The following is a 25,196-nucleotide window of genomic DNA, read 5'->3' on the forward strand; positions in this document are numbered from 1 at the left end:
GGCGTAAGTCAGTTCATTTACCTGAGGATCCGCTGAAGGAGCCGCTTGAGACCCCCCCGCTCCTCAGCCGTGAATCCGCTCAGGATGGTGTTCTCAGCCTCCATCAGTAGCGATGAAGCTTGCGCGGCAGTCACCAGACCGGTCGACGTGAGCAAGAGATCCAGCGCGCGACGGTCCCGCTCGTTGCGGTGACGCGCGATCAACCTGCGGCTCTCGAGATCGTGCGTCAGGCGCGAAATATGGCTTGCGTCGTATGCGAGCCGTTCCGCGAGTTCGTTACATGACACGCTTTCGCCACGCGCGAGTTCCACGAGTGCACTGACTTGCGGGAACGGCATGTCAAGCGTTGTCAACGTTCTCTGGTTCACCAGTCGCCTGACTGCGAGCTGAACGCTCAGAATCAGGCGAAATCCATCCGCTGCGTGCGATTGATCGCCGCTACTGGATGGAACGAACCTGTCGTCCATTCTCTGCCCTACCGTGGTTTCAGGACAACCGGAGCCTCTGCGCGATATCCACCGCCCAGCGCCTTGGTTAGCGCAATATCCTGGCCGATCCGCTGCCCATCGATGTCGAGCAGCGCAATGCGCTCGACAATCACGGCCTGCTTCGCTTCCACCGCGGATAACTGGCTCTCCAGTCCAGTGCGATAGTGGGCGTCGGCGCCCCGCTCGGCAAACGTCACCGCCTGGATCTTCTGCGTTTGCAGCTTTGCTTCGGCATCGAGATCCTGTAGTTGGCTGCCCGTCATCGCAACGTCGCGCACGGCGTTCAACACCGACTGGTTATACTGAAGAATCAGCAGGTTGCTCGCGGCGCGTGCCCCGCTGAGATTCGCGTTGAGCAGGCCACCATCGAATATCGGCAGGTACAAACCGGGAACCAGGTTGATTTGCTGGCTTGCGTGCGTGAACAGATCGCTCAAATGCAGTGCGTTGACACCAAAAAATGCCTTGATGTCGAAACTGGGATAAAACGCGGCCTTTGCCGCATCGATCTTGTCGAACGACGCTTCGACATACCAGCGCATCGCTTGCAGATCGGGGCGTCTCGCCAGCAATTCGTACGAAAGCGTCGTTGGCAATGAGGATGGTGGCGTCGGCAACGCTACGGACTTGATCTCACCCAGATCGCCAGGCCCCGCCCCGATCAGCGCGCGCAACGATTCGCGCATCCGCCGGATGCGCCCCTGGGCGGCCACGATCTGCCGTTGCGCCGCCAGTTTCTGCGCGCGTGCGAGCTCGGTTGGCGTCTGTGCCTCGAGGCCGCGAGACGCGCGCGCGGCGTGTGCATTCAGGGAAAAGTCGGCGACATCCTGCAATTGCTCCTGCAGGTCGATGAGAGCCGAGGTCGTTTGAATGCCGTAGTAAAGCTGTGCGACGTCTGCGGAAATCTCCAGTTCGACCGCCGACGTCTCCACCCGTCGCGCATTCTGCACCCCCAACGCTGCCGCCACCTGCGCGCGCTGCTTACCCCAAATATCGACGTCAAGACTCGCCCCTAGACCGACAATGCCAGCCGTGTACCAGGGGCCTGTCGCGCCCAATAGCGGCTGATTGCCGGAATACGCGCTCAGGAAGCCGTTACTCGACACTCGTTGGCGATCCACTGCGCCAATGGCGGTCACCTGCAAATTGCTTCCCGCTCTGGCGAGATCGACACCGGATTTCGCCTGGGATACGCGCGTCCGGGCGATTGCCATGGTCGGCGAGTCGGCGAGCGCACGCTCGACCAGTGCGTTGAGTTGCGGATCGCCATAGCCGGTCCACCAACGAGCCGATGGCCAGGCGTCACTCACAAGATGAATGTCGTTGGCGACGCGGATACGTTCGGCATCCAGCGTCGACACTGGTTTGCTGTCGTGCCGAATCAACGCGCAGGCGGACATGCCGCACATCAGGGCAACAACGGCGACACAGCGCAGCGCTGAATGTGAAGAACGAATCAACGAAACGGTCATGCTTGCGAAGCTCGCGAGGTGAATACAGAGTGGGCTTGTTCAGGCGCCCAGGCCGGCAGACCCGATATTTGATCGGCCAGGTTCCGGGCCGTCGCCAGCAATCGTGTATAGGCGGCGTGCTGGAGATCGGTCGGCTGCGTCGAGAGATCGGCCCGGCAGCATGCCGACAATGCTTCGAGAGCGGCGGTCGGCGGCGCATTGGCGGTTAGCGGATGCTCGGACAACTCGCGCGCGTAGCCGTCGAGTAACGCGGCAAGCTCGGCCTGAAACGCGGTCGCCTCCGCAGCAGTCCCGGCGGACGAACTCAGCGACCGCCGCTCCGCGCCAAACGCGTCGGTGGCCAGAAGGATTTCCCTCACCCGGGCGAGCAGCGACTGCATACGCAAGGTCAAACCTTCCGGCTGTCCTTCGGCCATCTGCCAGCCCGGCTCCAATGCGACACGCGCGGCCATCGACTCAGAATCGCTCAGCTCGATCCACACGCCGCCAGGCACCGGCCCGCCCATACCCGAGCGGAGTTGCTCACCGATCCGGCGTAGCAGCCGCGCAACGCGCTGACGCAGTGCTTCGCCCTCGGCCTCGGGCCACAAACACGCGTGCACGACCGTCGATACGGCAACGCCTAGCAAAATCCCGCACATCCGATCGCGGATTTCGGTGAGATTAGTGGTCGGACCAAACTGGTCCAGCAAGGCCAGCGCAAACGTGAACATGATCTGGGTGCCGGCATAGCTGATGCGTTCCGAGCCGGCGGACACCCAGGCCCCCAGCGCGATTACCGGCAAGGCCATCATCAATAGCCCGACTATTCCGTCGAGATGTGGCACGACCCACACGACCAGCGCGAGAGCCAGTGCACTGCCGATCAAGGCGCCGCCGAGCCGGAGCACCGCACGCTGGGTCGTTGCACCAAGGCTGGGTTGCGCGACGATCAGACAGCTCAGCATCATCGTGTGTATGCCTCGCCAATCGGTTGCGATATAGAAGACATAGCTGAGCATGGCCGCCATCAGCACCTTCAGTGCGAACTGCGCATAGACCGGGTTGGTAAAGGCATCGGGTACCAGCAAGCGCTCCTTTTCAGCGGGAGATTCAGCGGCGAGCGGGGCAGCAGAACGATCCGAAAATGCCAACAGTGCGTCACGCATCTCCGCCAGCGCGCCAGGCAAGCCATCTGCCGTCAAATCGCCCAGCGCGCGCGGGGCTACAAATTGCGTTTCCATCTTGATCGACTCGCCTAGCCTGTGGCAGGCGTTGCGAACTACAGACACCGCGCCGTCCGCTATTCCTGCTTCGGAGGCCGGCATATGGCCGGTCGCGGCATGCAGGCGCGAAACCGTCACGACTCTCGCAAGGTGGAACGCCTGGTTCGCGCGATACACAGTGTCTCGCATCGTGGCGAAACGGAGCAGCTTCTGGAGCGTCAGCACGCCAGCCTGGAATTCACGGGCGCCGGGCCCGCCTGCAACCGCTGTGCGTTGTTCGAGACTCGCCAGTCTCGCGTCTATTGCGTCCAGTTGACGGCACATGGCGGCTTCGAGCTGGTGCACCGGTTCAGCGGGCAGGAACAGCGTGTTGATCACGAGCGTCAGTGCGATCGCGTAGTTGACCGCAACCCATACCCACAATACCGCGCGCACCAGCAACTCCGCCTGATCGGTCTGATCGACGAAGGTCTGCGCGTAGATGACGACGATGCCGACGATAAAGAACACGACGCCAATCCGGGTCACCCGCATCATGTAAACGCTGAAAAAGAACAGTGCTCCGGCTAGCAGAATTCTTGCCAGTGGGTAGTCGTAGGTGAACTCGAGTACAAGAAGCGCAGTGCCGACCGCCACCGTCGATCCGACGATAAAAAGAATGCCGACGAGGCGCGTCATCACGACATTCGACTGCGTCACGTAGAACACGACAATCAGCGACAACGCCAGAAGCGGCACTTGCAGCGCCATGGATGTCACGATGACAAGCGCACTCGTGAGCACGCAGCGCATTGTCACGTTCATGCGCCCAGGGTATGGACGAATTTCACCACCGACGAACTGTACGAGTCGTTCGAGACTATTCAATGAGGACTGCCCTGCGTTCATGCGTTGCTCACCGCGAAGAGTCGCGGTGCAGCGTGGCGACTGCCGAGGTGCCGACCCGGAACAATGCCGGCTGCGGGTTGAGCACCGCGATCTTGACCGGGAAACGCTGCGACACGTGCACCCAGTTGATGCTGCGCTGCACGCGCGGCAAGCCCTCCAGCACCACGCCGCCATCGTCGGGCAGCACACCGTAGCTGATTGAATCGACCCGGCCTTCGAAACGCTTGCCGGTATCGCTCATCAGATAGACAGTAGCCGGCGTCCCCGCACGCACGTCCTTCAACTCCGTCTCACGGAAATTCGCAATCACGTACCAATGACGTGTATCGATCAGCGTGAAAACCGGCTTGAGCGCCGAAGCGAACTGACCGACCGCGGTGCGCAGCGCCGCAACCCGTCCGTCGAATGGTGCCCGCACCTCGGTGAACTCGAGATTCAACTGCGCGATGGCAATTTGCGCCTCGATTTCGGCGCGTTGCGCGACCAGTGCATCCACGCCGCTCACCGCAGCGGAGGCCTGTTGAGCTTGCAGCATCGCCGCATCCAGCTCCGCCTGGGCCGACGCTTGCGCAGTGCGGGCGCGATCGACCTCTTCCGCCGATGCATAGCCTTGCGCGAGAAGCGGCTCGATGCGATGAAACGTGTCCGTTGCCTGATTGGCCGCGGCGCGCGAACGCGCTACCGCGGCCTTTACGGATTGCGCGTTGTATTGCTGTGCGTTCACCGAACGCTGCGTGAGCGCGATCTGCTTGTCGAGCGTAGCGAGCCGTGCGCGCGCCTGATCCAGCGCATCCTGGTACGGCCGCGGATCGATCCGGAACAGCAGATCGCCCCGCTTGACCGCCTGGTTGTCGCGCACTGGCATCTCGACGATGCGTCCGCTCACCTCCGGCACCACGTTGATCGTGTCGGCATAGACATAGGCGTCATCGGTGCCCGGTGCGCGATCGATGCGCCACAGCACGACACCAAGCAGTACGAGCGCGGCGACAACGATGAGCAACGCGGGAAGGGACTTTTTGCGCGAGGCGCCGGAAGCGTCGGACATGGACGGTAAGTGAAATCAGTGGGAAAAGACCATCAACCAGAAGGCCATGGCCAGCAGTGCACAAAGGGCCGGATAGCTGAGCGCCAACGGCGCGAGCGCCGCGCGCTTGCCTTGCTTGCCCAGTACGGCATGGACGACTACGGTGCCCAGCACGCCAAAGGCAATGCAGAAGAGCCAATCCGGAAATGCTGCGCCGAACACGGCGATCGAGGGTGCCGGCGCGCAGCCTCCGAGCAACAGGTTTGCCGCCAGGGACACGAGATTCAGGGCGGTAGATGAGCGCATCTGCAAAGTGAGTACGGCACGGTAAACGCGGCACGAAAGAATGCCGCAAGGTTGAATCGACAATTGAATGCGCACTGCGGAAGGAGGCTCGGGCTAGCCGCCGCCTACTTTGCGCGGCAGCCGGGCGCCTTTGCTGGCTCCGGGCCGGAATCGCGCAACGGTCAGAGCATGCGCGTCAAAGGTCTCGATATTAAGCGCGTAGGGGTGCCGAGAAAATTGTACGAACCCGCAATTTGACTGTGGATAGTCACAACGGACCGCCCGGTTCCGGCCGGCACGCGGCCGGAATGACACGCTGTACAATGGGAATCGATCTCCAGGAGCGAAGAAACGTGACTGTCGCAGTCCCTGAAATATCCCCAGCCTTGCGCGAATGGACCGAGAAAATCGCCCGGGATCATACGGAAGTTATCGATCGGGTTTACAAGACGCTATCCATTATCAAGCCGTATGCGGACCTCGATGCGCCTACCCGGCTGGATATTCGCCATTCGATCGGTTTGTCCCTGGGGTTATGGCTCGATACGCTTTTGTCAGGTAGTCCGCCTTCGGAGCAGGCGCTTGAAGACTTCCAGGATTACGGGCGCCGGCGGGTCTATCAGGGCGTTCCGCTCGAATCGCTGCTGCGTGCCTTTCGACTCGGCTCTCGCGAACTATGGTGCCACTATATCGAACTCGACAAGAAGGACGAAAAGCTGCGCGACGAGCTCTTGTTCCAGGTTTCTCCCTATTTAATGGAGTTTTCCGACACATTGGCGCAGGCCATTACCCAGATTTACCTGGAAGAACAATACAAGCAGGCCCGCTGGCGAGAATCGCTTCGATATCAGCTTCTCAGCATTATTCTCAACTTTCCAGACGAGACCGAAAGATTCTCGAAGGCCGCTGCCGCACTCAATCTCGACGCGAAGACGCCGCGAATGGCATTGGCCTTCGATATCGACTCGGTCAATAGCGATTCGCCCACGTTCAAGAGCGAAATTGACCCGATCGTGGCAGCCACCGCGCGACGCCTCAAATTGCCTGTGGATGAAATCTTCGACATCTGGTTTCGCGGCCAACTCGTCATGTGGATACCTGCCCGGGTTGGAGAGCTGATGGGAACGAGTGTTCGTCAAGCGGCCGGGCAGATCGCCAACATCACCGATGCATTTCCCCAAATCAAGGCGATTGGCATCGGACTCCCAGGTGAGGGCGCAGCGGGATGGGCCATGTCGGCCGACGAAGCCAGCAAGGCACTGCGTTTCGACCGACGCCGCGACGACAAGGATCGCGTGCGCCTGTATTCGGAAATCGCCGTCGAAGAGAGCATCCGAGGTACGGATCGTGCGCTGGGCTATCTGGTCTCACTGGTCGAGCAACTCGCCAGTGAGCCCGACTTGCTCGAAACGCTCCGGACCTACTTCGATCAATTACAGCGCCGCAAGGTGACTGCAAGCGTACTGGGCATTCATCCCAATACGCTCAACCACCGGCTGGGGCGCATCGAAACCATTCTCGGCGCGCGACTGGACGAATCCGGCTGGATAGCGAAGCTCGACATTGCGCTCAAGCTGTACGCCCCGTGAAAGTAAGAGGATGTCTAGTCTGCATGAAATCTCCGCCACTGCATGGGAGACATCTCATACTTCCCTTTGAACGCTCGACTGAATGCCGCTTCGGACGTGTAGCCGAACCGATTTGCAATATCGAATGTGGGCGCACGCCGTTCCGCAATGACTCTGCGGCCCGATCAAGGCGACTGTTCGTTAGGAAATGCAATGGCGCGGACCTACGACGCACGGGATTCGATCTGCACAGGCCGAGCGGGACAGATTCGACAACGCTGCGAGGTCATTGATGCTCCATGCCCGACCGGCATCGGCATGAATGGCAGGCGGTCTTCCACCTCCGCCCTTAGCCCCAGGTCCCCATGAGAACGTGACATCGAGTCCCGCCATCATGGTCCAATACGGGATATTGCTTCCGATCCCCGTTGTGACCGAGATCGAGGACACGTTGAAGATCAACCCGTTTCCGGTCCCTTCCAATAACGCCCGAAGTCTCCGGAAGGCGGCAAACTGTGCACGCTAATTGACCTTCGTGATCTCGCCGATCAAACCCGTCGGTCAGCGCGCCGAGGTCAGCGTGCTTGACAGGCCTGGTGAGGCCTACTGTGTTCCCGAATATATCTACACGCCTGGACGCGCTGCGCACATCGCTTTCCAACGCAGCAAGCGTTCCGCTGTCGGTCATCGCCACCCGTCATCACGAAAATCGATCGCGCATCACGAAGATTCTGGTGTTCGCGGCTGTCAACGCGCCGTTCGACCATGTCGACTGGCTGACCGTGACCACGGCATTGAATTGAGCCATTAGTTCTTCGATGGGAAGAACTTCTTCGTGCAGCGAACCGGGCTTTCCGACCGGGTAACTTTGACCGTGCAAGGAGACTGGCCTTATTACCCGATCCACGCATTGATCTATTGCCTGTTTTAAACAGCATTCGTCATATGTTTTTTCTCCCATCAACGTAACGGTATGATAATTCGGCGTAAATCGGCATGTTCCGTGTCGCGCCAACCACTTACAAATGCACCGTGAGGCTTTCAATATGCTTTTTAATTAACGAAATCGAAACGGTGTTTTGGCGTCAAAAATGCTATCGCGTCAATGTTTCCCCCTATGATCTGTGGCGACGTTTTTACGCAGCCTGGACTGGAGAACAGTATGGATCTGGCAAGAATCCGCCGCGATGCATTCGCGATGCCCATGCACAACCCCGCGTATCCGCGGCCGCCGTTTCGCTTCGTCAATCGCGAATATTTCATCATCACGTACGAGACCGATCCCGATGCGCTGCGCGCCATCGTGCCGGAGCCGCTCAAGCCGGAAAACAATCTCGTGCATTACGAATTCATCCGCATGCCCGACGCGTCGGGTTTCGGCGATTACACCGAAAGCGGTCAGGTGATTTCCGTACGCGATCCGCAAGGCCGCCTCGCGAATTACACGCATTCGATGTATCTCGACGACGAAGGTCCGATTGCCGGCGGCCGTGAAATCTGGGGCTTCCCGAAGAAACTCGCGCGCCCCGTGCTCGCCGTCGATGGCAACGACACGCTGCTTGGCACGCTCGATTACGGCACGCAGCGCATCGCGACCGGCACGATGGGCTACAAGCATCACGTGCTCAACAGCGAAGACGAGCGCCGCAAGCTCGCCGACACGCCCAACTATCTTCTCAAGATCATTCCGCATGTGGACGGCACGGCGCGCATCTGCGAACTCGTGCGCTTCTATCTGCGCGACGTGACGGTGCGCGGCGCATGGAGCGGCCCGGCCGCGATCGAGCTGCATCCGCACGCGCTCGCACCCGTCGCCGATCTGCCGGTGCGCCGCGTGGTGGGTGCACGCCACGTCATTGCGGACCTCACGCTCGATATCGGCGAAGTCGCCTTCGACTATCTCGCCGCGACATCGAGCCAGGACGCCGCCCTGGGCGAGCCCGAAGTCGAGCTTGCCTGATCTGCTTAACAATCGCTTTTAGTAAGGAATACATATGTCGTTGAAGGACAAGGTTGCAGTCATCACGGGCGCCGCGAGCGGCATTGGCGAACATTGCGCACGCACGTTCGCGAGCCAGGGTGCGGCGGTCGTGATCGCCGACCTCAATCTCGCGAACGCCGGCAAGGTGGCGGACAGCATTGTGGCCGCGGGCGGCAAGGCCCTCGCCGTGGCGATGGATGTCACCAACGAAGAAGCCGTGAATGCGGGGATCGACGAAGCGGCGAATGCCTTCGGCGGGATCGACGTGCTCGTGTCGAACGCGGGCATCCAGATCATCAGCCCGGTGGACGAGTTCCCGTTTGCCGACTGGAAGAAGATGCTCGCGATCCATCTCGACGGCGCGTTTCTCACCACCAAGGCCGCGCTCAAGCATATGTACAACAGCGGCAAGGGCGGCTCGATCGTCTACATGGGATCGGTGCACTCGCACGAGGCGTCGAAGCTCAAGGCGGCTTATGTCACGGCAAAGCACGGTTTGCTCGGCCTCGCCCGCGTCGTGGCGAAGGAAGGCGGTCCGCGCGGCGTGCGCGCCAACGTCGTGTGCCCGGGTTTCGTGCGTACGCCGCTCGTCGACAAGCAGATTCCCGAGCAGGCCAGGGCGCTCGGCATTTCGGAAGCCGACGTCGTCAAGAACGTGATGCTCAAAGACACCGTGGACGGCGAGTTCACCTCGCTCGACGACGTGGCCAACACGGTCGCGTTCCTCGCGGGCTTCGGGTCGCAGGCGTTGACGGGCCAGTCGGTGCTCGTCACGCACGGCTGGTCGATGCACTGAGCAATCAACGAACGAAGGGAGAACGTATGCGCAGCAGCAATCTAACCGCCCGCACGGAGCGCAAGCCGTTTGAGCTGCCGCGCTACGACGAAATCGCCCTTGTTTTGCAGGGCGGCGGCGCGCTCGGGTCCTATCAGGCCGGCGTGTTCGAAGGGCTCGCGCAGGCCGGCGTCGAACCGCATCGCATTGCGGGCGTGTCGATCGGCGCGCTCAACACGGCGATAATCGCGGGCAACGAACCCGCGCGGCGCGTCGAAGCGCTGCGTGGTTTCTGGGAGTCGATCTGCCATCCGCTCGACTGGTTCGGCAACCTCGGCGCGCTCGCCATGCCGATCTTCAGCCAGCAGGAATTTTCGCGCCGTTGGGCCAGCATGTGGGCCGCGGGTCGCGCGCTCACCGAAGGCCAGCCGGGCTTTTTCGCGCCGCGACGCCCGCTGCCCGTCGCAGGCTGGCAGAAGGCGACTCCGAGTGCGGTGAGCTACTACGACACCGCCGCACTGAAGTCGACGCTGCAACGTTTCGCCGATTTCGACCGCATCAACGACGGCCCGATCCGCGTTTCCGTGGGCGCCGTGAACGTGCGCAGCGGCAATCTCGTCTATTTCGACAACGCCAAAATGCGGCTCGAGCCCGAGCACTTCATGGCATCGGGCGCGCTGCCGCCGGGCTTTCCGGCCGTGGAAATCGACGGCGAGTATTACTGGGACGGCGGCCTCGTGTCGAACACGCCGCTCACGGAGGTGCTGCGTGACGCGGACCACAAGGACACGCTCGTATTCCAGGTCGATCTATGGAGCGCGAGCGGCAACGTGCCCGCCGATTTTCTGGACGTGGCCGAACGCGCCAAGGACATTCAATATTCGAGCCGCACGCGCGCCATCACCAACATGCTTGCCGATCGGCAAAAGCACGCGCGCTTCATCAAGGAACTCCTCGAACACGTGCCCGCCGAGGCGCGCCGCAGCGATCCCCTGTTCCAGCTCGCGGAGAAGGTGGCCGATGGTTCGTCGATCAACGTGATCCATCTGATCTACAAGAACAAGCCTTACGAAGGGCATTATAAGGACTACGAATTCAGTGCCGACACCATGAAAGAGCACTGGTCGAGCGGCGTCGAAGACATTCGCGCGTCGTTCGCGCATCCGGACTGGTTCGCAATACCGAGCCGCGAGCAAGGCTTCGTCACGCACGACATCCATCGGCGCGCGGGCGACTTGCCCGAGTCGGATCGCGCCGAACTGAGCGCCGGCGCTTTGGGGCAAGTGCATTTGACTCGCAAGGTCGCTTAGGTGGGTCCCCCTTTGATGTCGATGCATTTTTCCGGGGTTACCACATATATGTTCCAAATGAACGCCCCGTTTGCGCCAGGTGTTCGAGGTCTTGACGAATGGGATGGGCTGCACGTCTGCATCCGGCCTCTCTGTGCAGCTTCAGCTTCGCTGCGGGCCACTATGAAATCCGCGGACTCACGCCTCATTCAAATCGCGAGTTTAAGAAGCTCAACATAAATTCAGGCTTGGTGAGTCCTAGGTCCAACCCGATCTGTCATCACACTCGAATGCCGCCGCAACTTTTGACGTTCCACCCCTTAAAGCGAAGCCAGTAGACACCGTGATCGAAACATGACGGTCTCGTGCACGCGTAATTTGCGCGGTATGGCTGTTGATGCGCCAGGACCGCCCAGATTATTCGAGCGAGCTTGTTGGCCATGGCAACGATACTACATTCAACGGACGCCGTTGCTTCATTTGCGTAACCCATTGCCCCGGCTCTTTGGCCTTATAGATAAATGCTGCGCGCTCCATGTACCAGAAAAGTCCTGAGATACGTGTCACCTCGCTGATTCCTCGTAGCCTGACGGTTCCCAGCGTCTTGACGCACTTTATTCCCACGGATCAAGTTTCCATGGGCGGCAAGGGCAACGCTCGGGATCAGGTCTCTATGATTTTTGCACATGTTATGCACTTCAGGTATAGGCGAAATGATTGTCTCTGCGTGGCATGGCGCTTGCCGCTTCTGGTTGCGTGCGCGAAGGGCCCGCGGGTAAGGTTGTGGGCCCAGAACAGAATAAATCTCGCCGACGCAGTGCTCTTCGACCCAGCCCACTGCCCGGTCGCGTGCAAAATTCAGGGCTTCGTTTTCGTCGATGAAATTCTCATCCAGGCACAGGCATATACATCCTCGTCAAATGAACCGTCTGATGCCGGGACGAAGATTCTCGCATTCGCCACAGTCCGTCATCGATGCTTACGCTCGTACTGATCAGGCAAGACTGAAACATGAATTGCATGGTTGACTCAGGTAGCTCGCCGCGTTACGAGAAGCGCATGCGCAAATGTCATGCCGCCTTTTCGTCATGCCTTGCGCGGTGGAAAAGTACAACGGGCTTCGTTTTGAGCCGCCATGCCTGTGGCGTCCATGGCCCCGGATGTGATAGCTGATTGAAGCGAGCATTCCTCTCAGGTTGAAAGGAATGAGTGAAGGCTTCGCCCGCAATTTCGACGCTGACGTGGCTTGCGCAGTAGACATCGGTGGGACACCGGCAACGGGCGTCAGCCGTGACGAACCACCGGTCGATGCGATCACCCTGCTTCGGAACTGAATCCTGCAACTATGGTCCCGTACCGGCTACCATGACGGGGAGATCGGGCACCTGTCCGCAGGCGGGGCTGGCGGCGGGGGCATCGGGTTTGCAGGGCAGATTCCTCATAGTGCTCCATCTGGCAGCCGGGCGGGCGCATCCCGGTTTTTCCATGGAGCGCACTATGAGCCTGGCGTAACGCTATGACACGCCGGCAGTTTATGGACCTTTGAGGGATCGGGCGCGCAGCGGGGACCTATCATGCAGTGACCAATGCGGTAATGACCCACGGCTGGGCATTCAGAAGCATCGTGACATCGCCGAGCTCGGCGGGAGAAACAGAATCGAGCATGACGGTCAGCTCATCAAAATTGCACTTCCCGCTGCAATGCACGTGACTTCGCTTCGCGTGTGACGCGTGTTGCCCGAGCGCCTGCCAGACTCCGACGATGCTCATTTGCCCGGGTGCACAGCGAACGGTCAGGCACACAGGATTGCCGGCAACGCTGGGAGCGGGTGCAAAGGCCATTTTGCAAGTCCTCCGTGAGAACGATTCTCCGATCCGTCAGCACGGCTCCGGCGACCGCGCCTGGGCAAGCCTTCGATGTGGCTAGCGTCGTCCACGCTGCGGGCTCCGCGTATCCTGGTTTTTGTGAGTATCGTTATTCAGGATATTACGCTTCATGCCGATGCAAGCGCGGTGCATGCCATCGACTTGTGAGTTCACGCAGCCCATGAAATCGTACTGTCCCTACGAGAGCCAGTGGCCTGTAAGCGGAGACACCTCTGTGGCTGGCCAAAGGATCTGGAGCTTGTCGTACGCAATGGTCACGCAGTTGTTCGTTCGACTGACGTAAAGCTTGACATCGGGATTGTCCCGCTGAACCGTGAAATACCTGCGGTCAGCAAAGTCGCCCTTGCGCGGGACGTCGTTGCCCGAATCCCGCACGACGTTGCCGGATGCGTCCAGCACGAGTATCGAGCCGAGAAGTCTGGCGGTCATCGCGTGATCGAACAGCACGTCGCGACGCAGGGCCGGCGTCAACGCAATCACGTCGCGCCGTTGCAAATCATGGGCTGCTGCGACAGATCGTAAAGCTCGAGGTTGCGCTCGACGTCGCGCTCCGCGATCAGGCCGAAATTGCGCGAAGTTTCACTTGCACGGTCAAGCGCCTTCTGCCTGTTTTGCAGCAGTTGCAGGGCGCACAGGCGCTTCCCATTCCCACGAAGACAGGTTGGCTGGACAGGGAGCGTGAGGGATCGTGGACGTCAAGGGTGTCACCGGCATCGAGCTTGTCCACATAAAGCACGCGTTTGGTGCCCGCGTGCGAAAGTCGGGAGCGGAAGAGAGTGCCTTTCGCGCCGGCGGCAATGACGGCATTGCCCAGCGACCAGCTTGGCGGTTCGATCCGTTCGTTGAACCTGATGGAGCGCCAGTCGCAATAGAAGTCCTCCCAGAGCGGGACCCAGGTTCCCGACACGTAACCGCGGGTGCAATCCACGACCGGTGCAGCCGCGACACCGTAACTGACGAGCGTTCCGGTGGCAGAAGCGGGGAGAAACGAATGCTGCTTTGTGGTGAGGGCGTCAAATTGACCGAACTCGGTCGCTCACCGACAATAGATTTGCGAGAGGGGCGTCGCGGTCGCAGCGGTTCAGCCGAGCATGGCTAAAGCCGTCGTCAGAACGGCGCGTTTGAATGCCTTGGGACGCCGCGGTAAGGAAGAGAACGGACTCAGCACGTGGCTATAGGCGACAGTTTTGCTGATGCCATTGGCGAGCATCGTGAACATGATGTCGGGATCTTGCCGCGAAATCTCACCTGCGTCGATCGCATCGATGAGCAACGGCACGAACACGTCGTGAAACGGCCGCACCACCCGTTCGATCAGCAGGTTAAGGCGCTCTCCAGTTTCCGTTGCGGCAGTCGAAAAAAACATGCCAACGTCTGGCGTCAGAAACACCTGGTCGATCAGGATCGACACGGCGCCCTCGACGCGCGCTCGCGGTCCTGGACCTGAAATCTCCCGCAAGGCGGCGGTCTTCGCGACCATGGGAGCCACATCGTCGGCAATCTGGTCCACCACGGCAATCCAAAGCGCTTCCTTCGAGCCGTAGTGATGCGCGACCAGCGCAGGGTCGACACCCGACGCCCTGGCGATTTCGCGCACGCTCGTCGCCTCATAGCCGCTCCTCGCGAACGCCCCTCGGGCGCTGCGAAGCAATGCGTCGGCGCCACCCGCGTCGCTGCACGCTGGACGGCCGCGCGACCGACGGGGCGTGGGAGTCGTCGTGGCGCACTGGGTTTGATCGTGAGGGTGTTTCATCGGCGACGGTAGATCGTGTTCAAGGAAAGCCCAGAATTTAGCGGGTGCCGCACCGTGAATAGCAGCGGCACCGGTTTGACATGAACCCTTCGAAACCTTAGTATCGCATTTATTCATCATTCGTGGAATATTAAAATATGCACCAGACCACTCGGATCGTCATCGTCGGCGGCGGTATCGCTGGACTTCTGCTTGCGACCAGGCTGGGCAACACGCTTGGCCGCAGCGGCCGCGCTCAGGTCACGTTGATCGACAAAAGCGCAACCCACATCTGGAAGCCCATGTTGCACACGATCGCGGCGGGCACGCGCGATGTCCAGCAACAGCAGGTCATCTATCTCGCCCACGCTCGCGACCACGGCTTCAACTATCAGCCAGGCGAGATGGAAGGTCTGGACCGCAATGCGCGCATCGTAAAGCTGGCTGCGCTGCGTTCGAAGTCGGGTGAAATTGTGACCGGCCCGCGCACCGTCGAATACGATGTACTGATTCTTGCGTTAGGCAGTCGCGCCAACGACTTCGGCACCCCAGGCATCCTCGATCATTGCCATTTCATTGACAGCCAGGCTCAGGCTGAAGGCTTCAACGAAGCATTGCGAATCCGCATATTTCAGAGTGTTGTGACGAATAGCGCGTTGCGCGTGTCGATCGTCGGCGCTGGAGCGACTGGCGTCGAACTGGCAGCGGAATTGAGCCGCTTGCTCGAAGTGGCGTCGAGTTACGGCGACCCCGGCATCCGCTCACGTCTGAACCTCACCCTTTATGAAAGCGCACCGCGCGTACTGGCGGCGTTTCCGCCGGCGGTGTCGGAGTCCAGTGAGGCACAGTTACGGCATATTGGTTTCAAGGTGCGAACGGGCACGCGTGTGACCGCCGCCGAACCCGATGGACTCCGGTTGGGCGATGGCAGCCACCAACCGGCGGATTTGATGGTGTGGGCGGCGGGCGTCAAGGCCCCTGATTTTCTAAGCAAACTGGATGGGATCGAGATCAATCGTTCCAATCAGATCGCCGTCAGGCCAACCCTGCAGGCGCAGGACGACGACACACTATTCGCGCTGGGCGATTGCTCGACGTTGACGCTCGCCGGCAATGAACATCCTCTCGCACCCACGGCGCAAGTCGCCACGCAGCAGGCACAACATCTCGCCAAGCACTTTCCGGGCTGGCTCGGCGGCGGCTCATTGCCCGACTTTGCATTTCACGACTTCGGCGCGCTGGTATCGCTGAGCGACTACAACGCCTTTGGGACGCTCGGGCAGTTCGGGTTCTTCCGTGGCGGATTCATCAAAGGCCGATTCGCGCAGCTCAGTCACGCCATGCTCTACCGGCAACATCAGCAGGCTTTGCACGGTTTTGGGAAGGCCATGATGCTGTGGACCGCCGAGCAGATCAACGGCCTCGTGCAGCCGAAGATACGGCTGAGCTGAACGCCACCTCACTGTCGACGGGAGTACCCATGGATCAATACGTGACGGCCGACATTGCATGGCAGCGCACTGTCGGCCAACTCGATGCGGGATGCGCGCATCAATTGACGGTTCGAGTCAGGCATATGGTCGATTCGCACCGATCGAGCAGTCTGCCGGTCAAGAATGGCGACGTTACGATCGCGCTGCTCGATCGACCCAGTCCACGAACGGCCACCGTATCGTGGAGCGACCCCCGAGGTTGCAAGTACGGCGAACAGGTCTGGCGCCTTGCTACAGCCAAACGATCGGGTATATGCGCCTTGAGCGGACAGGGCATTGCCGCGGGCGATGCGATCTACCGCCCCTCAAAGGTCGAGCCGCCTCCCGCCAACGCGGCTGTCATGATGCTTGCAACATTAGTCGAGCTCGCCTTTGCCGATCCATGGCGTTAGTTTTGGCAGGCGTGTTTCCGTGTTGATTCGGCCCAGAACGGCACGGCGCGACCGAATAGTCGCTGCGGGGTAGTGCCGATCAGTTGACTTGTATATTTGAGCTATAGACAGGACGTCGCCGAAGCGCCCGAATGTCGCTTAACAGGTGTGCAAGGGACGTGTGCAAATCTTGCGCGAACGACTCAAACTGGCCGCCCCCTGCCTGTCGCGGTCGGCTAATGTCGACCCGACTCCTCTGTTGAACGGTTCGGCGGGGTAAGAGCGCCAATACGGCGCGGATCCGTCATATCGAGTGCCATCGAACGCACATGCGTCGATGCTCGGCGATTTGATGCGCATCCGTCCGCTGCGTCAGCGTGTCGAATTCTCTTCGACTGACAGTCGTCCTCAATCAATCACGCGACATTTAAGGAGCGAGCGCGTCGTTTTAGTGACGGTATATCCCGGTCTGGTCGCGGAGTGCTGGCAGGCCGGGGCGTCGCAGAGCGTCACACCATCAGAACGTCACGACCGTCCGCAGTCCGGCCGCGACCTCGTTGCCGATGCGTGCACCGCTGTTGCTCGGATTGGGGATGCCGCCACCCGGCTTTGTCAAGTTAAGCGAAACAGGTTATGACTTTCCATTTAGATAAGGCATCGTCAATATGCGCTGAGGAGCTGCGCACCTGCCCAGTCGTACCATGCAAGCAGTCGCGCCCTGAGCTGTTCGCGATGACAGGCTGCGTTCATCCGGTGCCGGGACAAGGCGAAGTGCTGACGGTTCGGACCAAAGCGTGAGAGAAACGCCCGCGTACGCTGCGGATCGCGAAAGCCCTGCATCTGGCATTCACGCCGGTGCGTGGGCTGATGGCTGTTTTCTGCGCGATTGTTCACTCGCGCCGCTGCCTTCACGAACACGTGCTTCACGCCGGCCAGTTCGGGCACTTCCGCCTTCGCCGCAGGATAGCTGCGCAGCTGGTCGGTGACGATCTTGCGGGGCACCGGGTGGGAACGCTGTACCTTCCTGAAGAAGCGCTTCGCCGCGGCCTTGTCGCGGCGCTTTTGCAGCAGGACGTCCAGCTCGGTGCCGAACTCGTCCACCGCGCGCCACAGCACGTACGGCTCCCCCTGCAGCTTCAGGAACACTTCGTCGAGGTGCCAGGTGGAGCCCGGCTTGCCACGCGCGGCTTTCGCCCACTGGGCGAACTGCGCCCCGAACCGGTCACACCAGTTGCGCACCGATTCGTACGTGACGGTCACGCCGCGCTCGAGCAGCAATTCCTCGACCTCGCGCAGGCTTCATATTGAAGCGGTGGTACCAGCGTACCGCGCAGCTGATGACCGCCGCAGGAAAACGGAATCCCTTGTAAAGTGATTGACTCTTCTTGATCCCGCCATTCTATCCGGCAGCGCATTCATTTTGACAACGCCACCCGCGGTCGTGACAAGGACGACTTTCGCAGGTGTTCCCGTCGCCGCCGTGCTCGGGTCAACGCTTGTGGCATTCAAGGTGGTAGCGGCGAACTATCTCGCTCCCAAGTACGTCTTCGATACGCTTCTGTCGTCGACTGGTGCTATCGCGCTTGTCGTTTACCTCGTGATCGCGATCAGCCAATTGAAGCTTCGCTCCCGACTCGCCACGACATCGAAGCTAAAAGTGAAAATGTGGCTTCATCCATGCCTCGGCCTGCTGGTTGTAGGCCTTATCGTCGGGGGGCGTTCGTCGTCATGGTTCGCAGCCAGGATCATCGGGAGGAAGTAGTCGCGACACTGGGAAGTTGCGTGGCACTGGCGGCAGTCGGTTACTTGCACCAGCGCCGGGCGCCGAAGCGATAGAGTTGCCGTTGAATACAACCTAAAGTTGGACATCTTTCCGACCTTTGAGGTGTTTCACTGAGCCCATTTCGATTGTGCGGGGGGAGTCAAGGGACTTTACGCGACTCTTTCGTCCCACCAAGGAGTGTCATGGCCTCTGTCGGTTCGGCGGCGCCGGCTATTTCTACTCATCCCCCAAAAACTTGAAATCTCCCGGGAAACCTTGCCAGGAAAGGCTTTCCGGGGGGCTCTTTGCCGCAGGCCAGATCCGAAACGCCAGGCCACGATTCGCATTGTGTGAATTGCGTTCATCCTATTCACGTAAAAAACTTCAGTTCATTCATTAGCTTGTCCGCCTTAGCATGTTCCTGTCACTAGACGTGAGGCGGGAGACATGGAAAACCAATACACCAAGCGGTGCTCGGAAGAAGACAAATTGCTCTTTCGAGAAAGCTGGTTTGACAGCTATCCTCCGCAAGTGCCACGGGCGGTCGAATTGGATGGCCAGGCGTCGATCTGCAGTTACTTTGAGGACGCAGCGCGCCGATATGCCACGCGTCCTGCAATTCAATGCTCGGGAAAGACGTTCACCTATCGCGAGCTGGCTGTCTACATACGCGCATTTGCGGCGTGGCTGCAGAGCCTGGGACTGGACAAGGGCGCGCGGGTGGCGATCATGCTGCCGAGCAGTATCCAGAACGTAGTCAGCATGTTCAGCGTTTTACGTGCCGGTTACGTGGTGGTGAACGTAAATCCGCTGTACACGGCTCGCGAACTCGCGCACCAACTGAACGACAGTGGCGTGGAAGCCATCATCGTCCTCGATCAGTTCGCCAGCACCTTGCAACAGGTGCGTAACGAAGTTCCAGTCAAACACATTGTCGTCGCTTCGACGGGTGACCTGTATGGCGTGTTGAAGGGGGGCGCGATCAACTTCGCGATTCGACGCGTGCGCAAGATCGTGCCGCGCTGGTCCTTACCCGGTCATCACGCGTTCGGCAAGGCCGTTGCCAGAGGCCGGTCGCTGCCCTTACGCGAGGTCATACTGCATCAGAGCGATCTGGCCATGTTGCAGTACACGGGCGGCACCACAGGTGTGGCGAAGGGCGCAATGCTGCTCCATCGAAATCTGCTCGCGGCGGCGACCATCGCAGGTACGTGGCTGAACGTCGCGTTGCAACGCGAAACAGCCGTTGCTCACCCTGCGATGCTGCTTCAGCTACCGCTGTATCACATATTTACGATCTACGTCCTGATGGTGGGGTTCGGCGTCGGGGCGTGCAGCACGTTGATTCCCAATCCGCGCGATATAGCCGGTCTCGTCAAGACGATGAAAGCGCAGCGCTTTCACCTCATGTGCGGGTTGAATACGCTCTATAACGCCTTGCTCAATCATCCAGCCAGCCGGCAGGTGGATTACTCGCACTGTCGGGTCTTCGTGGCAGGCGGCACGGCCACCCAGCAAGCAGTGGCGGACCGCTGGCATCAATTGACCGGACGCTGGATTCTGGAAGGTTGGGGCATGACAGAAACCACCGGCGCAGGGACTTGCAACCCGACACATCGCAACGAATTCAACGGCAGCATCGGTTTGCCTTTGCCGTCCGTGACCGTTTCGATCCGCGATGACGAAGGCAATGCGTTGCCGACCGGTGACGTCGGTGAAATTTATATCTCGGGTCCGCAGGTCATGGCCGGGTATTGGCAGCGCCCCGATGAATCGGCGCAGGTGCTCGGCCGCGATGGTTTTCTTAGAACCGGAGACGTAGGCGTGATAGACGCGCGTGGTTACGTGCGTATCGTGGATCGCAAGAAGGACATGATTTTGGTTTCAGGTTTCAACGTTTACCCGGCGGAAATTGAAGAAGTCACCGTTTCTTTGTCTGGCGTACTGGAAGCCGCAGCAGTAGGCATGCCGAGTGAGAGTTCCGGTGAAATGGTGAAGCTTTTTATCGTCAGAAAGGATCCGCAACTGACGGCCGAGCAGGTCCTGTCGCATTGCGCCCGGAACCTTACCAACTACAAGCGCCCGCAGCAGATCGCATTCGTCGATTCGCTGCCAAAGTCGCCTGTAGGCAAGGTTCTCCGTAGGGAACTGTGTGACTATCAATAATTAAGGGTACTGAAATGGATTTTTCTCCGAGTCCCAAGGCAGCAGAGTATCTCGAGCGGATGCGCCAGTTCATTGACACACACATCGTGCCAATCGAAGATTCCTACCGCAAAGAAAATCGGCACATGAATCCCGACGGCGACTGGTCCCGGTGGCGTGTCCCGTCCGTAATTGAGGCGCTCAAGGCGAAAGCGCGTGAAGCCAGCCTCTGGAATTTGTTCCTGCCATCCGAGAGCGGACTGACCACCCTGGAGTACGCGCCGTTGGCAGAACTGACCGGGCGTTACGAATTTACCGCCGAGGTCTTCAATTGCAACGCTCCCGATACCGGCAATATGGAGGTTCTGCATCACTTCGGTAGTACGGAACAAAAGGAGCAGTGGCTCAAGCCATTGCTGGCAGGGGAAATTCGCTCGGTCTTCTGCATGACGGAACCGGATGTGGCCTCGTCCGACGCCACAAATATCGCCGCGACCATTCGAGAGGACGGCGACGAGCTCGTGCTTGACGGCAAGAAGTGGTGGTCCACCGGCATCGGGCACCCGAACGCCAGGGTGGCCATCTTCATGGGGGTTTCCAACCCCGATGCGGAACCGTACAGCCGCCACAGCATGGTGCTGGTGCCGCTCGATACGCCGGGGGTCCGCATCACGCGCATGTTGCCGACCTTCGGCGAATATGACCCGCCGTATGGCCATGGCGAGGTGGAGTTCAGCAATGTGCGTGTACCAAGGAAGAACGTGATCTTCGGTCTGGGCAAGGGCTTTCTCATCGCCCAAGGCCGGCTGGGCCCGGGGCGCATTCATCATTCCATGCGCGCGATTGGTGCCGCCGAGCGCGCACTGGAGTTGACGATCTCCCGAGCGAGGCAACGCGAGGCTTTTGGCAAGCCGCTCATCAAGCTGGGCGGCAATCTGGAGCGGATCGCAAATGCGCGTATTGCGATCGATCAGGCCCGACTCTTGACCTTATACGCGGCGTGGAAAATTGATCATCACGGGGTCAAGGAATCAATGACCGAGATTTCCGCCATCAAGGTGGTGGCGCCCAACGTGCTGCAAAGCGTGGTCGATCAGGCTATCCAGATTTACGGTGGCGCAGGCATGTCTCACGATGTCTCGTTGACCAATCTGTTTCTGATGGCGCGCGCGCTGCGTTTGGCCGACGGGCCGGATGAGGTGCATCGTGCGATGGTCGCCCGTCGTGAATTGGCCAAATACAAGTGACGAGAGGCGAAACTGGCATGAAATCGCAACGCGTATTCATAACTGGAGGGGCGTCCGGACTCGGCCGCGAGCTGGCGCGTCACTATGCCCGCGCAGGCGCGAGCGTTTTGATCGGCGACATCGATGATGACCGTGGGCAAGCGCTCGTCAATGAGCTCGTCCGAACGGGCGTACGGTCGCACTACCTGCCGTGTAACGTGCGTGAGGAAGCGGACCTGCAGCGCGCAGCCGACTGGCTGCGTGTCAACTGGGGCGGCGTCGATGTCTTGTACAACAACGCTGGCGTTGCACAGATGGGACCGATCGCAGACGTCTCACTCGACGATTGGCAGTGGGTGGTGGACATCAACCTGCTCGGCGTAGTGCGCGGCTGCAAGGTTTTCACACCCATGCTACGTGCGCAAGGGAGCGGCAAGATCGTCAACGTGGCGTCCATGGCTGGCCTGCTTCATTTGCCCAAGGCAGCTGCCTACAATGCCACGAAGGCGGCCGTAGTGGCGTTGTCCGAAACTTTGCAGCTCGAGCTGGCGCGCGACAACATTCACGTTTCGGTCGCTTGTCCGGCGTTCTTCCGCACCGATCTAGCCAGGCATATGCGTGCGAGCGATGCGGAGTCCGAGCGATTCACCAAACGGTTGGTGGAGAGGGCGCGTGTAGGCCCAGAAGAAATCGCGAGGAAGATTGCCGCCGGAGTGGCTCATGGCGACACGCACATCCTGACCCATGCCGACTCCCTGAAGGCTTGGCGCATGAAGCGGTACTTGCCACATGCATGGTATCTGCGGTTGATTCGCCGACAGTTGGCAAAAGTCGAAGCGCGGATGCAACAACGGAAAGAGGTAGCGGCATGAATGCGGTTGCAGTATTGGACCAAGCCGGCGCGGTACGGGCCGGAGAGGAGCTGGGCAGCAATGCGATCGACGCCTGGCTCAAGCTCAAACTGCCCGATCTACAAGGACAGCTGGAAATTACCCAATATTCCGGTGGTGCATCGAATTGAACCTACCGCCTCAAATAGGAGAATGTCGACCTTATCCTGAGGCGCCCTCCAGCCGGGACCAAAGCGAAATCAGCGCACGACATGGGCCGAGAGTATCGTCTTCAGCATGCCCTGAAACCGGTATTCCAGTTCGTGCCGGAAATGCGCATTTTTTGCGCCGACGAATCGGTAGTCGGCGCGGAGTTCTACGTGATGGAGCGCCTGAACGGCATCATCCCGGGCAATAACCTGCCTCGCGGTCTACAGCTCTCTGCTGACCTATCGCTAATCTGTGTCACGGCAACAGTCTGCAAGTCCTGTAGGTATCGACATCATTGAGTGAATCATTATGCGCAGGAACATTCTAATCACGGGTGCCAGTTCGGGACTTGGCGCCGGCATGGCGCGGGAGTTTGCCAAACGCAACTGCAACCTTGCCCTTTGCGCGAGACGCCTCGATCGACTGAAGGAACTAAAGCAGGAACTGCAGAGGAGCGCGCCAAACATCAAGGTGTGGATCCGCGAACTGGATGTCACCAATCATGACCAGGTCTTCGAGGTTTTCCGGGCGTTTGCAACTGATATGGGTTCCATCGACCGAGTCATCGTGAATGCTGGTGTTGGCTCCGGTGCGCCCGTAGGGAGGGGAAACTTCAGCGAAAACAAACGGACGGTTGAAACGAACTTCCTCGCTGCTCTAGCACAGAGCGAAGCGGCCATGGAAATCTTTCGGGCGCAGAATTCTGGCCATCTGGTTGTCATCTCTTCAATGAGCGCGATGCGCGGCTTGCGTGGCAGCATGACTGCATACTCGGCCAGCAAGGTCGGTGTCGCTGCGATGGCGGAAGGCATTCGTGCCGATGTACTTCGCAAGCGCGCCATCAAGGTCAGCACAATATATCCGGGCTACATCCGGACGGAACTGAATGAGAACACCTCAGCCGGCAAGACACCCTTCATCATCGATGCAGCAAAGGGCTGTCGGCTGTTGACCGCCGCTATCGAGAAAGAGCCGACTACAGCGTTCGTGCCACGGTGGCCTTGGGCGCCGCTCGGCTTTCTGATGAAGCGGATGCCGCTGTCCTGGGTCGTCAAACTGAGCTGAGATAATGGCGATCACGCCACTCGAGAATGCTCCGCGGAACCGGATCAACGCTGTCTTTGCTGCACTGAACCGAATGCCGCGTGCGCTTCAGGTTCTCTTGTTCAATTTCATATTCGGACGTTTCTCGTGCTTTTATCGCACTATTGGCGTCAAGGCGGAAACGATCGGACCTTACAGCGTGACACTGACGTTGGCGAATCGCCCGCGCGTGCGCAACCACATCCTCGGAGTCCACGCGGTTGCAATGACGTTGCCGGCAGAATATGCGGCTGGACTGGTGGTGGCCCAGCATCTGTCGTCGAATGCCATAGTGGTGCTGAGGCGCCTCGAGATGGATCTGCACAAGCCCATTCGAGGTGCCGTATCCGCAACGGCCCTGCTCACGCTAGAGCAGGGCGAGTCCCTGCGCGAACAAACCGAAGGAAAAATTTAAGTGCCGATCGTGATCAAAGATGAGACCAGTCAGGCTCCAGTGTCGGGAATCATGTGCATGGCCTGGATAGCGCGCAGTAAGCCCGAGCGTCGATAGTCATTACGAAGGAGGAGACACATGCAAGCAGTGCAACTCAAGAAGCGCCTGATATCAATTCCAGGGCAGGCGCCGGAGGATGTCGTGGTCGACCGTGAAGGTTATCTCATCACCGGCGTCAACGATGGGCGGGTTCTCGGGATCGATCCGCGAAGCGGAAAAGCGCAGCAATTGACCGACACCGGCGGGCGTCCGTTGGGGCTGGAGGTACTTCCGGACGGTCGTGTCCTTATTTGCGATAGCCCCAAAGGTCTGCTCGAACTGAATCCGCGCACCGGGGAACTGAAGATATTGGTGAGCCAGTATGCCGGGCGGCCGCTTCCATTCTGCAGCAATGTGGTTGCTGCAGAAGATGGAACCATCTTCTTCAGTAGTTCCACTGATCGGTACACGGTCCACGAGTGGCGCAAAGATATCGTGGAGAACGTCCCTACCGGCCGCCTGTTTCGCCGCGACCCCTCCGGCCATGTCAAGCAACTGCTCGAGAAACTCTATTTTGCCAATGGCTTGGCACTGGCACATGACGAGTCCTGGATTGTGGTCGCAGAGACCGGAGCTTATCGTCTGCGCAGGTTGTGGTTAAAGGGGCAGAAGGCCGGGCGCAGCGAGATCTTCGCGGAGCTCCCTGCCTTTCCCGACAATTGCTCGATGAGCGCGGATGGCCTGGTGTGGGTGGCGCTGGCTTCACCCCGTAATCCTGTCGTCGATAAACTGCATAAAATGCCGCTGCCCATTCGCAAGCTCGCTGCCCGATTGCCTGCTGCCCTGCAGCCAGCTCCCGAGCGAGTCACGTGGGCGATGGCTTTTGACGCCGAGGGCCGCGTGGTTCACGATTGCCAGTGGACTGACGGAGAGTACGGCATGGTCACCGGTGTATGTCAACACGGCGGGACCGTGTACCTGAGTAGCCTTGTCGAACAATCAATCTTTTCCTTCGAACTGACGTCTGGTTAGCAAACAACGCCACC

The 25,196-nt window shown here is 59.8% G+C and carries 24 protein-coding genes and 3 pseudogenes; 16 read left to right on the top strand and 11 right to left on the bottom strand.

Annotated features, from left to right (window positions below; translation table 11 throughout):
• Nucleotides 1-17: 17 nt before the first annotated feature.
• From AB4Y35_RS37695 to AB4Y35_RS37715, 5 genes are read right to left on the bottom strand one after another with little or no spacing between them, the layout of a single operon-like run.
• Nucleotides 18-467 (bottom strand): MarR family winged helix-turn-helix transcriptional regulator, encoded by a 450-nt coding sequence (locus AB4Y35_RS37695; RefSeq protein WP_368708448.1) that lies wholly within the window; start codon nt 465-467, stop codon nt 18-20.
• A gap of 8 nt (nt 468-475) precedes the next feature.
• Nucleotides 476-1,960 carry an MdtP family multidrug efflux transporter outer membrane subunit gene (locus AB4Y35_RS37700; protein ID WP_368708449.1) on the bottom strand — a complete coding sequence of 495 codons (1,485 nt, stop codon included), beginning with the start codon at nt 1,958-1,960 and terminating at the stop codon, nt 476-478.
• Nucleotides 1,957-4,053: an FUSC family protein gene (locus AB4Y35_RS37705; RefSeq protein ID WP_368708450.1), complete on the bottom strand. Its 2,097-nt coding sequence runs from the start codon at nt 4,051-4,053 to the stop codon at nt 1,957-1,959. The genes AB4Y35_RS37700 and AB4Y35_RS37705 overlap by 4 nt, the downstream gene beginning before the upstream one ends.
• 7 nt (nt 4,054-4,060) lie before the next feature.
• Nucleotides 4,061-5,101 (bottom strand): multidrug transporter subunit MdtN, encoded by a 1,041-nt coding sequence (gene mdtN / locus AB4Y35_RS37710; RefSeq protein WP_368708451.1) that lies wholly within the window; start codon nt 5,099-5,101, stop codon nt 4,061-4,063.
• 15 nt (nt 5,102-5,116) lie between these two features.
• The gene (locus AB4Y35_RS37715) at nt 5,117-5,461 is read right to left on the bottom strand and encodes a YtcA family lipoprotein (protein ID WP_368708452.1); all 345 of its coding nucleotides are present in this window, start codon (nt 5,459-5,461) and stop codon (nt 5,117-5,119) included.
• 257 nt (nt 5,462-5,718) lie between these two features.
• On the opposite strand from AB4Y35_RS37715, the gene AB4Y35_RS37720 reads away from it, so the two are divergent.
• Entirely contained in the window at nt 5,719-6,954 is a 1,236-nt protein-coding gene (locus tag AB4Y35_RS37720) for a PucR family transcriptional regulator (protein ID WP_368708453.1), read from the top strand.
• A 14-nt stretch (nt 6,955-6,968) separates the two neighbouring features.
• On the opposite strand, the gene AB4Y35_RS37725 is transcribed toward AB4Y35_RS37720, so the two are convergent.
• Nucleotides 6,969-7,103, bottom strand: a complete 135-nt coding sequence (locus tag AB4Y35_RS37725) for an AraC family transcriptional regulator (protein WP_368708509.1) — start codon at nt 7,101-7,103, stop codon at nt 6,969-6,971.
• 438 nt (nt 7,104-7,541) lie between these two features.
• Between AB4Y35_RS37725 and AB4Y35_RS37730 the strand changes: the two genes are divergently transcribed.
• From AB4Y35_RS37730 to AB4Y35_RS37745, 4 genes are all read left to right on the top strand, one after another.
• Nucleotides 7,542-7,736, top strand: a complete 195-nt coding sequence (locus AB4Y35_RS37730) for a hypothetical protein (RefSeq protein ID WP_368708454.1) — start codon at nt 7,542-7,544, stop codon at nt 7,734-7,736.
• A gap of 359 nt (nt 7,737-8,095) precedes the next feature.
• Entirely contained in the window at nt 8,096-8,893 is a 798-nt protein-coding gene (locus AB4Y35_RS37735; RefSeq protein WP_368708455.1) for an acetoacetate decarboxylase, read from the top strand.
• A 34-nt stretch (nt 8,894-8,927) separates the two neighbouring features.
• Complete coding sequence (locus AB4Y35_RS37740) at nt 8,928-9,710, top strand: 3-hydroxybutyrate dehydrogenase (RefSeq protein ID WP_368708456.1); 783 nt, start codon at nt 8,928-8,930, stop codon at nt 9,708-9,710.
• 26 nt (nt 9,711-9,736) lie between these two features.
• Nucleotides 9,737-10,999, top strand: coding sequence for a DUF3734 domain-containing protein (locus tag AB4Y35_RS37745; RefSeq protein ID WP_368708457.1), 1,263 nt, complete (start codon nt 9,737-9,739; stop codon nt 10,997-10,999).
• 259 nt (nt 11,000-11,258) lie between these two features.
• Here the strand turns inward: AB4Y35_RS37745 and AB4Y35_RS37750 are convergent.
• The 4 genes and pseudogenes from AB4Y35_RS37750 to AB4Y35_RS37765 form a co-directional block, all read right to left on the bottom strand.
• Nucleotides 11,259-11,555: pseudogene (locus AB4Y35_RS37750) on the bottom strand (hypothetical protein); the annotation flags it as partial.
• 995 nt (nt 11,556-12,550) lie between these two features.
• Nucleotides 12,551-12,820, bottom strand: coding sequence for a hypothetical protein (locus tag AB4Y35_RS37755; protein WP_368708458.1), 270 nt, complete (start codon nt 12,818-12,820; stop codon nt 12,551-12,553).
• 318 nt (nt 12,821-13,138) lie between these two features.
• Nucleotides 13,139-13,500: pseudogene (locus tag AB4Y35_RS37760) on the bottom strand (diguanylate cyclase); the annotation flags it as partial.
• A gap of 446 nt (nt 13,501-13,946) precedes the next feature.
• Nucleotides 13,947-14,618, bottom strand: a complete 672-nt coding sequence (locus tag AB4Y35_RS37765) for a TetR/AcrR family transcriptional regulator (RefSeq protein WP_368708459.1) — start codon at nt 14,616-14,618, stop codon at nt 13,947-13,949.
• Nucleotides 14,619-14,755: 137 nt separating this feature from the next.
• Here AB4Y35_RS37765 and AB4Y35_RS37770 point away from each other — a divergent pair, with 137 nt between their 5' ends.
• The gene (locus AB4Y35_RS37770) at nt 14,756-16,048 is read left to right on the top strand and encodes an NAD(P)/FAD-dependent oxidoreductase (RefSeq protein WP_368708460.1); all 1,293 of its coding nucleotides are present in this window, start codon (nt 14,756-14,758) and stop codon (nt 16,046-16,048) included.
• A gap of 29 nt (nt 16,049-16,077) precedes the next feature.
• Entirely contained in the window at nt 16,078-16,482 is a 405-nt protein-coding gene (locus tag AB4Y35_RS37775; RefSeq protein WP_368708461.1) for a DUF3331 domain-containing protein, read from the top strand.
• Between the two features lie 639 nt (nt 16,483-17,121).
• Here the strand turns inward: AB4Y35_RS37775 and AB4Y35_RS37780 are convergent.
• Nucleotides 17,122-17,851, bottom strand: a pseudogene (locus AB4Y35_RS37780) (IS6 family transposase).
• Between the two features lie 90 nt (nt 17,852-17,941).
• On the opposite strand from AB4Y35_RS37780, the gene AB4Y35_RS37785 reads away from it, so the two are divergent.
• The 9 genes from AB4Y35_RS37785 (at nt 17,942) to AB4Y35_RS37825 (ending at nt 25,182) form a co-directional block, all read left to right on the top strand.
• Nucleotides 17,942-18,223, top strand: a complete 282-nt coding sequence (locus AB4Y35_RS37785; RefSeq protein ID WP_368708510.1) for a hypothetical protein — start codon at nt 17,942-17,944, stop codon at nt 18,221-18,223.
• 447 nt (nt 18,224-18,670) lie between these two features.
• Nucleotides 18,671-20,389 carry an AMP-binding protein gene (locus AB4Y35_RS37790; protein WP_368708462.1) on the top strand — a complete coding sequence of 573 codons (1,719 nt, stop codon included), beginning with the start codon at nt 18,671-18,673 and terminating at the stop codon, nt 20,387-20,389.
• 14 nt (nt 20,390-20,403) lie between these two features.
• Entirely contained in the window at nt 20,404-21,615 is a 1,212-nt protein-coding gene (locus tag AB4Y35_RS37795; RefSeq protein WP_368708463.1) for an acyl-CoA dehydrogenase family protein, read from the top strand.
• A gap of 17 nt (nt 21,616-21,632) precedes the next feature.
• A complete protein-coding gene (locus AB4Y35_RS37800; RefSeq protein WP_368708464.1) occupies nt 21,633-22,466 on the top strand; it encodes an SDR family oxidoreductase in 834 nt (277 codons plus the stop codon).
• A complete protein-coding gene (locus AB4Y35_RS37805) occupies nt 22,463-22,615 on the top strand; it encodes a hypothetical protein (RefSeq protein WP_368708465.1) in 153 nt (50 codons plus the stop codon). Before AB4Y35_RS37800 ends, AB4Y35_RS37805 begins: the two co-directional genes overlap by 4 nt.
• Nucleotides 22,616-22,651: 36 nt before the next feature.
• Nucleotides 22,652-22,933 carry a phosphotransferase gene (locus AB4Y35_RS37810; RefSeq protein ID WP_368708511.1) on the top strand — a complete coding sequence of 94 codons (282 nt, stop codon included), beginning with the start codon at nt 22,652-22,654 and terminating at the stop codon, nt 22,931-22,933.
• 10 nt (nt 22,934-22,943) lie between these two features.
• The gene (locus tag AB4Y35_RS37815) at nt 22,944-23,699 is read left to right on the top strand and encodes an SDR family oxidoreductase (protein WP_368708466.1); all 756 of its coding nucleotides are present in this window, start codon (nt 22,944-22,946) and stop codon (nt 23,697-23,699) included.
• Nucleotides 23,700-23,703: 4 nt separating this feature from the next.
• Nucleotides 23,704-24,132, top strand: coding sequence for a DUF4442 domain-containing protein (locus AB4Y35_RS37820; protein WP_368708467.1), 429 nt, complete (start codon nt 23,704-23,706; stop codon nt 24,130-24,132).
• 117 nt (nt 24,133-24,249) lie between these two features.
• Nucleotides 24,250-25,182 carry an SMP-30/gluconolactonase/LRE family protein gene (locus AB4Y35_RS37825; protein WP_368708468.1) on the top strand — a complete coding sequence of 311 codons (933 nt, stop codon included), beginning with the start codon at nt 24,250-24,252 and terminating at the stop codon, nt 25,180-25,182.
• The last annotated feature ends 14 nt before the right edge of the window (nt 25,183-25,196 follow it).

Origin of the sequence: Paraburkholderia sp. EG286A (assembly GCF_040965375.1) — a bacterium.
Lineage (GTDB): Bacteria > Pseudomonadota > Gammaproteobacteria > Burkholderiales > Burkholderiaceae > Paraburkholderia.